Below are 13,754 nucleotides of genomic sequence, written 5' to 3' on the forward strand. Positions count from 1 at the left end.
TCGGGGTCAGACGCCGGCGGTGGCCAGGTCGGCGGGCTCGAGGTCGGCCGGGGCGGTGAGCCGGCCGGTCAGCGCGGTGGCCGCCGCGACGGCCGGGCTGACCAGGTGGGTGCGCCCGCCCTTGCCCTGCCGGCCCTGGAAGTTGCGGTTGCTGGTGGAGGCCGAGCGCTCCCCCGGCTTGAGCTGGTCGGGGTTCATGCCCAGGCACATGGAGCAGCCCGCGCCGCGCCACTCGGCGCCGGCGTCGAGGAACACGCGGTCCAGGCCCTCGGCCTCGGCCTGCGACTTGACCGCGACCGACCCGGGGACGACGAGCATGCGGGTGCTCGGGTCGATCCGCTTCCCGCGGAGCAGCTCGGCGGCCACGCGCAGGTCCTCGATCCGGCCGTTGGTGCAGGACCCCAGGAAGACGGTGTCGACCTCGATCTCGCGCAGCGGGGTGCCCGGGGTCAGGCCCATGTAGGCCAGCGCGCCCTCGACGTCGCGGCGGTCGCCCTCGTCGGCGAAGTCGGCCGGGTCGGGCACCCGCCCGGAGATGGGCAGCCCCTGGCCGGGGTTGGTGCCCCAGGTGACGTAGGGCGTGAGCGACGCGGCGTCGATGCGGACCTCGTGGTCGAACACGGCGTCCTCGTCGGTGCGCAGCGTCGACCAGTACTCGACCGCGGCGTCCCAGTCCGCGCCCTGGGGGGCGTGCGGGCGGCCCTTGAGGAAGTCGAAGGTCGTCTGGTCGGGGGCGATCAGCCCGGCCTTGGCGCCGGCCTCGATCGACATGTTGCAGATCGTCATCCGGGCCTCCATCGACAGCTTCTCGACGGCGCTGCCGCGGTACTCGATGACGTGGCCCTGGCCGCCGCCGGTGCCGATCTGCGCGATGACGGCGAGGATGACGTCCTTGGCCGAGACGCCGGGCGGCAGCTCGCCGTCGACGGTGACCGCCATCTGCTTCGGCCGGTACTGGGGCAGCGTCTGCGTGGCCAGCACGTGCTCGACCTCGCTGGTGCCGATGCCGAACGCCAGCGCGCCGAAGGCGCCGTGCGTGGACGTGTGGCTGTCCCCGCACACGATCGTCATGCCCGGCTGGGTCAGCCCGAGCTGCGGGCCGATGACGTGCACGATGCCCTGGTCGCGGTCGCCCATCGGGGCCAGCCGGATGCCGAACTCGGCGGCGTTGCGGCGCAGCGCCTCGACCTGCGCCCGGCTGACCGGGTCGGCGATCGGCGCGAGGATGTCCAGCGTCGGGACGTTGTGGTCCTCGGTGGCCATCGTGAGGTCCGGACGCCGCACCGTGCGGCCGGCGGCCCGCAGCCCGTCGAACGCCTGCGGGCTGGTGACCTCGTGCACCAGGTGCAGGTCGATGAAGAGCAGGTCCGGCTCGCCCTCGGCGCTGCGCACCACGTGGGCGTCGTACACCTTCTCCGCCAGGGTCTTCGGCACGAGGGTCCCCTCCTGGGTCGTCGTCGCGCCCACCGGCTGGCCTTCTCAGACAGTGGGATGCGAGTATTGCTCTGTGGGACAGCCTAACCCCGTCGCCGTGCTCGACAAAGCCGTGTCCATCCTCCGCGCCGTCGCGGCCGAGCCGGCCACCCTCGCCGAGCTGGTCGAGCGGACGGGGCTGCCCCGCGCCACCGCGCACCGGCTGGCGGTGGCGCTCGAGGGCCACCGCCTCGTCCGCCGCACGGCCGCCGGCGCCTGGGCACCCGGACCCGGGCTGGCCGAGCTGTCCCGCGGGGTCGCCGACCTGGCCGACATCGCCGGCCGGCACCTGGTCGTGCTGCGCGACACCAGCGGCGAGAGCGCCCAGTTCTACGTGCGGGACGGCGCCACCCGGGTGTGCGTCGCCGCGGCCGAGCGGGCGCACGGGCTGCGCGACACCGTCCCGGTGGGCGCCCGCCTGCCGATGACCGCGGGCTCGGCAGCGCACGCCCTGCTCGCCTTCGCGCCGGTGGACGAGGTCACCCCGCTGCTGCCCGCGGCCAGCTTCACCGCCCGCACCCTGCTCGACGTCCGGCGCCGCGGCTGGGCGCACAGCGTCGCCGAGCGCGAGGCCGGCGTGGCCTCCCTGTCGGCCCCGGTCCGCGACGCCGCCGGCGGGGTGCTCGGGGCGGTGTCGATCTCGGGACCGGTCGAGCGGCTGGGCCGCCGCCCCGCCCCCGAGGTGGTCGGCGCGGTCCTGGAGGCGGCGGGCGCGATCTCCCGCGCCGCCCGCTGACGAGGGGACCCCGCTCCTCCGCGCCCCGCGGGGCCGGCTCCCGGGGTCAGTGCGCGGGCGGCCGGCCGTCCTCCTGGTCCCCGGTCACGTCGGCGCCCTCGTCGACGACCACCGGCCGCAGCCGCGACCAGAGCGCGAAGGCCAGCGCGAACACGACCATCGCGATCCCGGCCCAGAGGTTGGCGTTCACGTCGCCGGTCTTCTCGCGGTCGGCCGGCGAGTCGGCGAACAGCCCCATGAGGACCAGCACGACGCCGTAGAAGCCGATGAGGGCGGCGATGACGTTGCGGACGTCGAAGGCGCCCGCGGCGCGGGAGCGCCCGCCGCCGTCGTTTCCCGTGGACATGTCCCGAGCTCCTCTCACCGGAAGACCACGTTGAGCGCGACCACCATCACCAGGGAGATCCCGGCGAGCTTGGTGGGCGACTGGTACCAGGGCAGCCGGTGGGCGTCCGGGTCGGTGCGCTGCTCCTTCGGCGTCTCGGAGTAGACCAGGCCGACCAGTTCCCGGGCGGGCTTCGGCCGGGTGACCATCGTGACCGCGACGCTGACGACGATGTCCACGACGAAGGCCGCCCCGGCCGCGACGAACGCCGTCCCCTGGCCCGGCAGGTCGAACACGCCGGTCTCCGAGAGGACGAAGACGACGATCGCGGCCAGCGTGCCCGACACCAGCCCGGTCCAGCCCGCCGTCGGGGTCATCCGCTTCCAGAACATGCCGAGGATGAACGTGGCGAACAGCGGGGCGTTGAAGAAGCCGAACAGCGTCTGCAGGTAGTCCATCAGGTTCTGGTAGCCCGCCGCGATGAGCGCCGTCCCGATGGCGACGACCGTCGCCCCGACCGTGGCCCACCGGCCGACCACCAGGTAGTAGTGGTCGGGCCGGTCCTTGACGACGTAGGTCTGCCAGAGGTCGTAGCTGAAGACGGTGTTGAAGGCCGAGACGTTGGCGGCCATGCCGGCCATGAAGGCCGCCAGCAGCCCGGCGATGGCGACCCCCAGCAGGCCGTTGGGGAGCACGTCGCGGACCAGGCCCAGCAGCGCCTCGTTGTAGGACAGGTCGCTGTCCTGGCCGGCCTTGAGCTGCTGGATCTCCGGCACCAGGATGCCGGCGATCAGGCCCGGGATGACGACGATGAAGGGGACGAACATCTTCGGGAAGGACCCGATCACCGGGGTGCTGCGCGCCGCGGACATCGACTTGGTGGCCATCGCGCGCTGGACCTCGACGAAGTTCGTCGTCCAGTAGCCGAAGGAGAGCACGAAGCCCAGCCCGAAGACGATGCCCACGGTCGACCAGACCGGGCTCTCGAAGCCCGACAGGTCGGTGGCCGGCCAGGAGGACAGCTGCTCGGCGCCGTCGGTGGCCGTGACCTCGTCGATCAGCCCGCCGATCCCCCCGACGCGGTGCAGCCCGATCAGCGTCAGCGGCAGCAGGGCGGCGACGATGACGAAGAACTGCAGCACCTCGTTGTAGATCGCCGCCGACAGCCCGCCGAGGGTGATGTAGCTGAGCACCACCGCGGCGGCGACGATGAGCGAGATCCACAGCGGCCAGCCGAGCAGCGCGTTGACGATGGTCGCCAGCAGGAACAGGTTGATCCCGGCGATGAGCACCTGCGCGAGGGCGAAGGACAGCGCGTTGACCAGGTGCGCCCCCGTGCCGAACCGGCGCCGCATGAACTCCGGGACGCTGCGGACCTTGGACCCGTAGTAGAAGGGCATCATCACGATGCCGAGGAACAGCATCGCCGGGACCGCGCCGACCCAGAAGTAGTGCATGGTCGACATGCCGTACTGGGCCCCGTTGGCCGACATGCCGATGATCTCGACGGCGCCCAGGTTGGCGGAGATGAACGCCAGCCCGGTCACCCAGGCCGGCAGGCTGCGGCCGGAGAGGAAGAAGTCGAGGCTGTCGGAGACCCGTCGTCGGGCGGCGAACCCGATCATCAGGACCACGCCGAAGTAGACGGCGACGAGGAGGTAGTCGACGAACGAGGCGTCGAGGCGGAGCGCGTCCACGGGCGGAGACCTCCGGTGCTGGGTGGTCAGTCGAGTCGGTGGGCCCCCGGAGACGGCGTGACGGCGAAGGTCCGCGGCGCTGTGTACCCCTCCGCGGCGAAACGATCTGTGATCGCGGTCACAATCTCGTCGGTGCGCTCGCGGCGGACCAGCACGACCGCGCTGCCGCCGAACCCGCCGCCGACCATGCGGGCCCCCTCGGCGCCGTGGTCCAGCGCCGTGGCCACGCAGGTGTCGAGCTCCACGGTGGAGATCTCGAAGTCGTCCCGCAGCGAGGCGTGGCCCTCGGTCAGGAGCGGGCCGATGGCGGCCGGGCCGGCGTCCCCGCGCAGCACGCGGACCACCTCGAGCACCCGCGCGTCCTCGGTGACCACGTGCCGGGCCCGCCGCAGCAGCAGCGCCCCCCCGGGCGTGCCGTCGTCCAGCCGGGCCAGGTCGGCGACCGCGGCGACGTCGCGCAGCGCGGCCACGCCCAGCCGCTCGGCGGCCCGCTCGCACTCACGGCGCCGGTCGCCGTAGCCGCCCGTGGCGTGGTCGTGCGTCGTCCCGGTGTCCACCACCAGCAGCTGCATCCCGGCCGCGGCGAGGTCCAGGGGCACCTGCTCGCTGCTGCGGTCGCGGGTGTCGAGGAACAGCGCGTGCCCGGCCGTGCAGAGCAGGGAGGCCGACTGGTCGAGGATCCCGGTCGGGGCGCCGACGAAGTCGTTCTCCGCGCTGCGGGCGACGTCGACCAGGTCGGCGACGGCCAGGTCCGGGGCGGCCAGGTCCCGCAGCGCCAACGCCACCGAGCACGACAGCGCGGCCGACGAGGACAGCCCCATCCCCGCCGGGACGTCGCCGTCGACCAGCACGCTCACCCCGCCCGGCACCCGGTCGCGCAGCGTGTGCACCACCCCGGCCGGGTACCCGGCCCAGCCGGCCGGCCGGCCCGGGGCGAGCTCGGCGACGGCCAGCTCGACCCGCTCCCCGGGGTGCTGCACCGAGACCAGCGCCACCACGCCGTCGTCCCGCCGGGTGACCGCGGCACGGGTCGTGTGCGGCAGGGCCACCGGCAGCACGAAGCCCTCGTTGTAGTCGGTGTGCTCCCCGATCACGTTCACCCGCCCGGGGGCGGCCCAGACCCCCTCGGGCGCGGCACCGAAGGCCTCGGTGAAGGCCCGGCGGGCGCGGTCGGCGGCGTCCGCCCCGGACCCCGGGGCGCTCACGCCAGTGCCCGCAGCTGCTCGGCGACGTCCTCGGGGGTGGTGTCGCTGATGAACGCCCCCATGCCGGACTCCGAGCCGGCCAGGTACTTCAGCTTGCCCGGCGCCCGGCGCAGGCTGAACAGCTGCAGGTGCAGCCACCAGTCCTCCCGGCCGCGGGAGACCGGGGCCTGGTTCCACGAGGAGATGTAGGGCATCGGGGTGTCGAAGCGCCGGGCGAAGCGGCCGAGCACGTCGAGGTAGACCTCGGCCAGCGCATCCCGCTCGTCGCCGTCGAGGGCGGCGAGGTCGGGCACCCGGCGGTGCGGGAAGAGCTGCACCTCGTACGGCCAGCGGGCCGCGGCGGGCACGAAGGCGGTCCAGTGGGCGTTGGCCGCGACCACCCGCGGGCCGGAGCGTTCGGCGGCCAGGACGTCGGCGAACAGGTCCCCGCCGGTGCCGGCGCGGTGGCGGGCGGCCGAGGCGAGCACCTTCCCCACCCGCGGCGCCACGAACGGGTAGGCGTAGATCTGCCCGTGCGGGTGGGAGAGGGTCACCCCGATCTCCTCGCCGGAGTTCTCGAACACGTAGACCTGCTCGACGCCGTCGACGGCCGACAGCTCCGCGGTGCGCTCGGCCCACACGTCGACGACGAGGCGCGCCCGGTCCCGCCCCAGGGTGGCGAACGAGCGGTCGTGCTCGCTGGTGAACACCACGACCTCGCAGCGGCCGAAGCCGGGCCGCAGCTCGGTGAGCGGGGCCCCCGGGGCGGTCGGCGGGACGTCGGTGTCGACGGCCGTGGCCAGGGACGGGAACCGGTTCTCGAAGACGACGACCTGGTAGTCGGCCTCGGGGATCTCGGTGGCCTCCCGCCCGGGGCGGGTCGGGCACAGCGGGCAGAGGTCGGCCGGCGGGAGGAAGGTCCGGGTCTGCCGGTGCGAGGCCAGCACCACCCACTCCCCGAGCAGCGGGTCGAAGCGCAGCTGGGAGCGGGTGCTCACCGGGGGCAGGTCCCGCGGGTCCTCCGCCGTCCGCGCCGGGGCGGTGCCGTCGGCGTCGTAGTAGAGGAGCTCCCGGCCGTCGGCCAGACGGCGACTGGTGCGGATCACGTGCAGGGACGCTAGCCCGCGACCGGTCCCGCCACCGACCCGCCTCCCCCGACGACGGCGGGAGCCCCCGGCCTGGTGGCCGGGGGCTCCCGTCTGCTGTAGCCCCGAAGGGATTCGAACCCTCGCTACCGCCGTGAGAGGGCGGCGTCCTGGGCCGCTAGACGACGGGGCCGTGCGGGCACCATGGTGCCACGCCTCCTCCGGAGGCCCGCGACCGGGGTCCCGCACACGACGGGAGCCCCCGGCCTGGTGGCCGGGGGCTCCCGCCTGCTGTAGCCCCGAAGGGATTCGAACCCTCGCTACCGCCGTGAGAGGGCGGCGTCCTGGGCCGCTAGACGACGGGGCCGTGCGGTCGTGCGGTCGTGCTGAGGAGCACGTCGTCCCAGGACCGACGACGTTCCTCGCTGGGGTACCAGGACTCGAACCTAGACTAACGGAGCCAGAATCCGTCGGGCTGCCAATTACCCCATACCCCAAGGGTGTTGCTGCACCTCGCGGCGCCGCAGACCACCATACCCGACGCCCGGAGGCGGGTCGGGCACCCCCTGGCGTGACGGTGGTCGCAGGTCCTGGGCGGCCGTCAGCGTCTCCGGCTGCAGGCGCCGGCCGGAGCGGGCGACCAGCCACACGTAGGCGGCCATGACCAGCAGGTCCAGCGTCACCACGATCAGCCCGGCACCGGCCGGGATCGAGTCGGTGGTCACCCCTTCCCCGAGCGCGCCGACCAGCAGGAACACCAGCACGTTGTTGACCGCGTGCAGCACGATGGCCGCCTCGAGCCCCCCGGTCAGCCAGACCACCGCGGAGGCGGCCAGGCCGAAGGCGAACCGGTCGAGGAAGGTCCACACGTCCGGGGGCAGGTGGGCGGCGGAGAACAGCGCCGCGGTGAGCACCCCGGCGACCACCGCACCGGTGCGCGGGTCGCGGATCCAGGCGGCGACGGTCTGGCTGAGGTAGCCGCGGAAGACGTACTCCTCGGCGGCCGACTGCAGCGGGGTGGTGAGCAGGACCACGAGCACCAGCCAGCCGTAGGCCGGCGTCGGGCCGGTGACCTCACCGCCGTCGACCCAGAGCCCGGCCAGCAGCGACAGCGCGATGCCCGCGCCGAGGGTGGGCAGGGCCAGCAGCGTGTAGGGCAGGAGCAGCCGCCAGCGCAGCCGGGCGAGAACCGAGGAGGACCAGCCGCGGCGCATGCCGTGCGCGGCGACCCAGGCCAGCCACACGGTCGGGATCGCGACGATCAGCGACAGGTTGGTGATGAGCAGGACGCCGGGGTCGACCAGGTCGAGCAGCTGCAGGTCGGGGAACGCGCCGGTGACGAAGGCGACGAGGACGACGACCGTGGCCGCGACCGTGTACACCACCGTGATCAGGAGCAGCCCGAGCAGCGGCCGCCACCAGCGCCAGTCCCGCGAGCGCATGGCCAGCAGGAAGGGCGTCGGCCGGTCGTGCGGGGGCGTCCCCGGCGGCGGCGACCACGGCACCCCGGGGGCCGGGGCCGGGTACGGCCGCCGGTCGAGCGCCCCACGCTGCCACGACGGCAGGCCCGGCGGGGGCTGCCCGGGGTGGGTGTGCGGGCCCGGCGGCAGGGGCACCGGCCCCAGCGGCCACGCCACCGGGCCGGCGAAGGCGCCGGTGGCCGGGAGCGAGTGGACGCCGTGCAGCGCGCCGGGCACGCGCGGCGGCGCGCCGTAGGGCCCCGTGGGCGGCGGCCCGGTGTAGGGCTCGTCGTCCGGGTCGGGGGCCGGGCCCGCGCCCGGCGGCACCGGCGCGCTCACGGGATCACCCCGGGACCGCGGCCCGTGCCGCCGCCAGCCGGGCCAGCGTGCGCTCCCGGCCGAGCAGCTCGATCGACTCGTACAGCGGCGGGGACACCGTCCGTCCGCTCACCGCGACCCGCACCGGGCCGAACGCCTGGCGGGGCTTGCGCCCGAGCCCGTCGACCAGGGCCGTCTTGAGCGCGGCCTCGACCGCCTCGGTGGTCCAGTCCTCCAGGTCGCGCAGGGCCGTGGCCGCCGCGTCGAGCACCTCGGCCGCCTCGGGCCCGGACAGCTGCTTGGCCGCGGCGGCCGGGTCGATCTCGACGTCCGCCACGAACAGGAACCGCAGCAGCTCGACGGCGTCGGAGAGCACCACCACCCGCTCCTGCGCCATGGGCGCGATCGCCCGCAGCAGCCGCTCCTGCTCCGGCGTGGGGGGGTCGGCGACCAGCCCCGCTCCGGACAGGAACGGGACGACGCGGGTGATGAACTCCTCCACCGGCAGCGCACGCAGGTGCGTGGCGTTGATCGCCTCGGCCTTCTTGAGGTCGAAGCGGGCCGGGTTCGCGCTCACCCGGGTGACGTCGAAGGCCTCGGCCATCTCCGCCATCGAGAACACGTCGCGGTCCTCCGCGATGGCCCAGCCGAGCAGCGCCAGGTAGTTGGCGAAGCCCTCGGGGACGAACCCCCGCTGCCGGTAGACGTCCACGTTGGACTGCGGGTCCCGCTTGGACAGCTTCTTGCTGCCCTCGCCGGTCACGTAGGGCAGGTGGCCGAACCGCGGGGTGCCGGACGCCACCCCGATGTCCTGCAGCGCCGCGTACAGCGCCAGCTGCCGGGGCGTGGAGGGCAGCAGGTCCTCCCCCCGCAGGACGTCGGTGATCCCCATGAGCGCGTCGTCGACCGGGTTCACGAACGGGTACAGCGGCACCCCGTTGGCCCGGACGATGACGAAGTCGGGCACCGACCCCGCGGCGAACCGCACCTCGCCGCGCACCAGGTCGGTCCAGGTGAGGTCCTCCTCGGGCATCCGCAGCCGGAGCACCGGCTCGCGCCCCTCGGCCCGGAAGGCGGCCTTCTGCTCGTCGGTGAGGAACCGGTCGGCGTTGTCGTAGCCGAGCTTCGGGTCCTGTCCCGCGGCCAGCCGGCGCGCCTCGACCTCCTCGTTGGTCGAGAACGACTCGTAGGCGTGCCCGGCCGCCAGCAGCTTCGCCGCGACGTCGCGGTAGACCTCGTGGCGCTGCGACTGCCGGTAGGGGCCGTGCGGGCCGCCGACCTCAGGGCCCTCGTCCCAGTCCAGGCCCAGCCAGCGCAGGCTGTCGAGCAGGTGCCGGTAGGACTCCTCCGAGTCGCGGGCGGCGTCGGTGTCCTCGATGCGGACGACGAAGGTCCCGCCGGTGTGGCGGGCGTGCGCCCAGTTGAACAGCGCCGTCCGCAGCAGGCCGACGTGCACCGTGCCCGTCGGCGACGGGCAGAAGCGGGTGCGCACGCCGCTCGCGGGCGGGGTCACCGCGGGCCCCCGGCGGTCGAGGTGGTGTCCGCGTCGGCGACCGTGTTGGTCAGCGTGCCCAGGCCCTCGATCGTGACCTCGACCCGCTGCCCCGGCGCCAGGGGACCGACCCCCGACGGGGTGCCGGTGAGCACGACGTCCCCGGGCAGCAGCGTCATCACCCGCGAGATGTGGGAGACCAGGGTCGGGACGTCGAACAGCAGCTGGCTGGTGCGGCCGGACTGGCGCAGCTCGCCGTCCACCGTGCAGGTGACCGCGAGGTCGGCGGGGTCCTTGCCCAGGCCGGGGAGGTCCGTCTCGATCCACGGGCCGAGCGGGCAGAAGGAGTCGAAGCCCTTGGCGCGGGTCCACTGCCCGTCCCGCTGCTGCATGTCCCGCTCGGTGACGTCGTTGGCGATCGTGTAGCCGAAGATGCTCGCCGGGACCTGCTCGGGGCTCACGTGCCGGGCCCCGCGGGCCCCGATGACCACGGCCAGCTCGGCCTCGTGGTGCACGTTCGTGCTGCCCGGCGGGATGCGGATGGCGTCGCCCGGGCCGATGACCGACGTGGACGGCTTGAGGAACAGCAGCGGCTCGCTCGGCGCGTCGCCCGTGTTCATCTCCGCGACGTGGGCCGAGTAGTTCTTGCCGACGCACACCACCTTGCTCGGCAGGATCGGCGAGAGCAGCCGCACGTCGGCCTGCGCGTACCGCTGGCCGGTGAACGAGACGGTGCCGAAGGGGTGGCCCTCGATCTGGGCGACCTGGCCGTCCCCGTCGAGGACACCGAAGGACATGCCCGAGGGCGAGGCGAAACGGACGATGCGCACGACGTCGAGGCTACTGACCCGCACCGGCCCCGCTGCGGCCCTACGGTTCCCGGGTGGCCTGCCGACTCAGCGAGATCGTCATCGACTGCCGGGACCCCGAGCGGCTGTCCGCGTGGTGGGCGCGGGTCCTCGGCTACCGGGTGCTCTCCCGGGAGGAGGGAGCCGTGGAGATCGGCCCGGAGGAGGGCTTCGGCGGGCCGGCACCCACGCTGGTCTTCTCGCCGACGCCCGACCCCGCGCCCGGCAGGCCGCGGCTGCACCTGGACCTCTCCCCCACCGACTGGGGCCAGGACGCCGAGCTGCAGCGGCTGCTCGACCTCGGGGCGACACCCGCGGACGTCGGCCAGACCGGCGCGGAGAGCTGGCACGTCCTGGCCGACCCGGAGGGCAACCCGTTCTGCCTGCTGCGGCGCCGGCTGTGAGGGCGACACGGGTCGGCCTACCGGCCTCCGACCGCGGCCGGGTGCCGTCCCCCGCCGCCGCGGAGCCGTGCGCCCGGCTCCCCGGAGTCCCCCGACCGGGTGGTGCGGCCCGGCTCCGCATCGCAGCGCCACGCCGCGGGTAGTGGGTGCGAGCACAGCACCGTCCGCTCGTGCGCAGGGAGACCACCATGGCCGAACCCCGTACCGCCGACCGCCCCAGCCGGATGCGCGTGGCCCGCAGCCGCGGTGCGGTCAGCGGGCTGCTGCTGGTCCTGCTGGGCGTGTGGGGCGCCCTGATCCCCTTCGTCGGCCCGTACTTCGACTTCGCCTACACGCCCGACGACCCCTGGACGTGGACCGCCGACCGCTTCTGGCTCGAGGTGCTGCCCGGGTTCGCCACCGTCCTGGGCGGCCTGCTGCTGGCCACCACGGCCAACCGCGCCGTCGGGGTGGTCGGCGGCTACCTCGCCAGCGCCGCGGGCGCGTGGTTCGTGGTCGGGCCGGTGGTGGGGCAGCTGTGGGCCGGGCCCGGTGGAGCGGCCGGCTCACCGGCGGCCACCGACGAGACGCTGGCCGTGCTCGAGCAGCTGGCCTTCTTCTCCGGGCTCGGGGTGCTGATCGTCTTCCTGGCCGCCCAGGCCCTCGGCCGGTTCACGGTCCGGTCGACGAAGGACGTCCGCGCCGCGGTCCGGGACGCCGAGCGCCGGGCCGTCCAACGGGAGGCCGAGCGGCTCGCCGCCGAGCGCCCGCCGAACGTCGTCGTCGACCAGGCGCCCGTGGCTCCGTCCGGGCCCGGGCCGCAGGGGGCGACGGCGTCCCCCGACCCGACGGGGACCGGGGCCACCCGCCGCGGCTGAGACGGCCGGGGCCCGATCCGCCGGCGTCAGCGCGGGCGGCGGTGGCGGACGGCGTAGGTGAGCGCGTCGACCAGTGCGTGCCAGGAGGCCTCGACGACGTTGTCGTGGACGCCGACCGTCGTCCACTCCCCCACCCCGTCGGTGGTGTCGATGAGCACGCGGGTGGTGGCGCTCGTGCCGCCCTTCCACCCGAGGATGCGCACCTTGTAGTCGGCCAGGGAGACCCCGGCCAGCTCGGGGTAGCGCGACACGAGGGCGGCCCGCAGCGCGTTGTCGAGGGCGTTCACCGGGCCGTTGCCCTCCCCGGTGGAGATGATCCGCTCGCCGTCGACGTGGACCTTGACGGTGGCCTCGCTGACGACCACGCCGTTGCCCCAGTGCTCGACGGAGGTGCGGTAGCTCTCCAGCTCGAACAGCGGGGGCGGGGCGTCGGGCAGCTGGGCGCGCAGCAGCAGCTCGAACGAGGCGTCGGCGGCCTCGAACGACCAGCCGTCGGCCTCGAGGACCTTGACCTGGTCGACGACCCGGGCGATGGCGTCGGGGTGCCCGTCGAGGTCGACGCCGAGCTCGCGGCCCTTCAGCTCGACCGAGGCCCGGCCGGCCATCTCGGTGACCAGGATGCGCATGTCGTTGCCGACCACGGCCGGGTCGAGGTGGTTGTACAGCTCGGGGCTGACCTTGATGGCGCTGGCGTGCAGGCCCGCCTTGTGCGCGAACGCCGAGGCGCCCACGTAGGGCTGGTGCTCGTCGGGGGCGATGTTGGCCAGCTCGGCGATCGCGTGGCTGACCCGCTGCAGCTCGGGCAGGCACTCGGCCGGCACCACCGGCAGCCCCATCTTGGTCACCAGGTTGGCGATGAGCGCGAACGTGTCGGCGTTGCCGGCCCGCTCCCCGTAGCCGTTGGCCGTCCCCTGCACGTGCGTGACGCCCGCCTCCACCGCGGCGAGGGTGTTGGCCACCGCGCAGCCGGTGTCGTCCTGGCAGTGGATGCCGAGCCGGCCGGACACCCGCGACCGGACGTCGGCCACCACCCGGCCCACCCCCATCGGCAGCATCCCGCCGTTCGTGTCGCACAGGACGCCGACCTCGGCGCCGGCGTCGAAGGCCGCCGCCAGCACGCGGACGCCGTAGTCGGGGTCGGCCGCGTAGCCGTCGAAGAAGTGCTCGCAGTCGAGGAACACCCGGCGGCCGTGGCGCACCAGGTGGGCGACGGTGTCGGCGACCATCGCGAGGTTCTCCTCGAGGCTGGTCCGCAGCGCCTCCCGCACGTGCCGGACGTCGGACTTCGCGACCAGGCAGACCACCGGCGTCCCGGCGTCCAGGAGGGCCTGCACCTGGGCGTCGTCCTCCACGCGGACACCGGCCTTGCGGGTGGCCCCGAAGGCGACCAGCTGGGCGTGCCGCAGCTTGAGCTCCGTGCGGGCGCGGGCGAAGAACTCGGTGTCCTTCGGCAGCGCCCCCGGCCAGCCACCCTCGATGTACCCGACGCCGATCTCGTCGAGCAGCCGCGCGACGGCCAGCTTGTCGGCGACGGAGTAGCTCACGCCCTCGCGCTGCGCGCCGTCGCGCAGCGTCGTGTCGAAGACGTGGAAGTCCAGCGGGGCGGACTCGAGCGGCGTGGACATCGGATCTCCTGCGGGTGGGGCGGCCCGAACACGAAAAAGACCCCCCGGGTACGGGAGGTCTGCGCGCAGTCGGGGAGGTGACTGCGCGCTACGCGATAATCAGCGCCGTGGTGATCGGCGCTGCGCTGGCGGTCGAGCCGGTGGGGTGCATCGCCGTCGAGTAAAGCACGCGCGGGCGCCGGGATCGACCGCCGCGACCCACCTCGCGCCCGCGGTGGACACCGGGGGTGATGCCCGACACACTCCGCAC

The 13,754-nt window shown here is 74.4% G+C and carries 12 protein-coding genes and 3 tRNA genes; 3 read left to right on the top strand and 12 right to left on the bottom strand.

Annotated elements, in window-relative coordinates; translation table 11 throughout:
- Positions 1-6 precede the first annotated feature (6 nt).
- Complete coding sequence (leuC, locus tag ACI8AC_RS16155) at positions 7-1,467, bottom strand: 3-isopropylmalate dehydratase large subunit (RefSeq protein WP_456898834.1); 1,461 nt, start codon at positions 1,465-1,467, stop codon at positions 7-9.
- Positions 1,468-1,531: 64 nt separating this feature from the next.
- On the opposite strand from leuC, the gene ACI8AC_RS16160 reads away from it, so the two are divergent.
- The gene (locus tag ACI8AC_RS16160) at positions 1,532-2,209 is read left to right on the top strand and encodes an IclR family transcriptional regulator (protein WP_456898836.1); all 678 of its coding nucleotides are present in this window, start codon (positions 1,532-1,534) and stop codon (positions 2,207-2,209) included.
- A gap of 46 nt (positions 2,210-2,255) precedes the next feature.
- Here ACI8AC_RS16160 and ACI8AC_RS16165 read toward each other — a convergent pair whose 3' ends face one another.
- The 10 genes from ACI8AC_RS16165 to ACI8AC_RS16210 all read right to left on the bottom strand — a co-directional run bounded on the left by ACI8AC_RS16165 (position 2,256) and on the right by ACI8AC_RS16210 (position 10,600).
- The gene (locus ACI8AC_RS16165) at positions 2,256-2,555 is read right to left on the bottom strand and encodes a hypothetical protein (RefSeq protein WP_456898838.1); all 300 of its coding nucleotides are present in this window, start codon (positions 2,553-2,555) and stop codon (positions 2,256-2,258) included.
- Positions 2,556-2,569: 14 nt separating this feature from the next.
- Positions 2,570-4,231, bottom strand: coding sequence for a sodium:solute symporter family protein (locus tag ACI8AC_RS16170; RefSeq protein WP_456898839.1), 1,662 nt, complete (start codon positions 4,229-4,231; stop codon positions 2,570-2,572).
- Positions 4,232-4,257: 26 nt separating this feature from the next.
- A complete protein-coding gene (galK, locus tag ACI8AC_RS16175; protein ID WP_456898841.1) occupies positions 4,258-5,436 on the bottom strand; it encodes a galactokinase in 1,179 nt (392 codons plus the stop codon).
- Entirely contained in the window at positions 5,433-6,521 is a 1,089-nt protein-coding gene (gene galT / locus ACI8AC_RS16180; RefSeq protein ID WP_456898843.1) for a galactose-1-phosphate uridylyltransferase, read from the bottom strand. Before galT ends, galK begins: the two co-directional genes overlap by 4 nt.
- 99 nt (positions 6,522-6,620) lie before the next feature.
- Positions 6,621-6,693: transfer RNA gene (locus tag ACI8AC_RS16185), tRNA-Glu, on the bottom strand.
- A gap of 101 nt (positions 6,694-6,794) precedes the next feature.
- Positions 6,795-6,867: transfer RNA gene (locus tag ACI8AC_RS16190), tRNA-Glu, on the bottom strand.
- A gap of 58 nt (positions 6,868-6,925) precedes the next feature.
- Positions 6,926-6,997 (bottom strand) — tRNA-Gln (locus ACI8AC_RS16195).
- The gene (locus ACI8AC_RS16200) at positions 6,983-8,299 is read right to left on the bottom strand and encodes a CPBP family intramembrane glutamic endopeptidase (protein ID WP_456898845.1); all 1,317 of its coding nucleotides are present in this window, start codon (positions 8,297-8,299) and stop codon (positions 6,983-6,985) included. Before ACI8AC_RS16200 ends, ACI8AC_RS16195 begins: the two co-directional genes overlap by 15 nt.
- A gap of 4 nt (positions 8,300-8,303) precedes the next feature.
- Positions 8,304-9,791, bottom strand: coding sequence for a glutamate--tRNA ligase (gene gltX / locus ACI8AC_RS16205; RefSeq protein WP_456898847.1), 1,488 nt, complete (start codon positions 9,789-9,791; stop codon positions 8,304-8,306).
- Complete coding sequence (locus tag ACI8AC_RS16210) at positions 9,788-10,600, bottom strand: fumarylacetoacetate hydrolase family protein (RefSeq protein WP_456898849.1); 813 nt, start codon at positions 10,598-10,600, stop codon at positions 9,788-9,790. The genes gltX and ACI8AC_RS16210 overlap by 4 nt, the downstream gene beginning before the upstream one ends.
- Positions 10,601-10,653: 53 nt before the next feature.
- Here ACI8AC_RS16210 and ACI8AC_RS16215 point away from each other — a divergent pair, with 53 nt between their 5' ends.
- Both ACI8AC_RS16215 and ACI8AC_RS16220 read left to right on the top strand, forming a co-directional pair.
- Positions 10,654-11,022 carry a VOC family protein gene (locus ACI8AC_RS16215; RefSeq protein WP_456898851.1) on the top strand — a complete coding sequence of 123 codons (369 nt, stop codon included), beginning with the start codon at positions 10,654-10,656 and terminating at the stop codon, positions 11,020-11,022.
- Positions 11,023-11,210: 188 nt separating this feature from the next.
- Positions 11,211-11,879, top strand: a complete 669-nt coding sequence (locus ACI8AC_RS16220; protein WP_456898852.1) for a hypothetical protein — start codon at positions 11,211-11,213, stop codon at positions 11,877-11,879.
- Positions 11,880-11,905: 26 nt separating this feature from the next.
- Here the strand turns inward: ACI8AC_RS16220 and cimA are convergent, their stop codons facing one another.
- Entirely contained in the window at positions 11,906-13,504 is a 1,599-nt protein-coding gene (gene cimA, locus ACI8AC_RS16225; RefSeq protein ID WP_456898854.1) for a citramalate synthase, read from the bottom strand.
- Positions 13,505-13,754 lie beyond the last annotated feature (250 nt).

This window comes from Geodermatophilus sp. SYSU D00758 (genome assembly GCF_054049955.1).

What these genes read in the sequence shown, in the direction of transcription:
- ACI8AC_RS16165 (WP_456898838.1), bottom strand. Translation starts at nt 2,555, where the DNA reads ATGTCCACGGGAAACGACGGCGGCGGGCGCTCCCGCGCCGCGGGCGCC.
- ACI8AC_RS16220 (WP_456898852.1), top strand. Translation starts at nt 11,211, where the DNA reads ATGGCCGAACCCCGTACCGCCGACCGCCCCAGCCGGATGCGCGTGGCC.
- cimA (WP_456898854.1), bottom strand. Translation starts at nt 13,504, where the DNA reads ATGTCCACGCCGCTCGAGTCCGCCCCGCTGGACTTCCACGTCTTCGAC.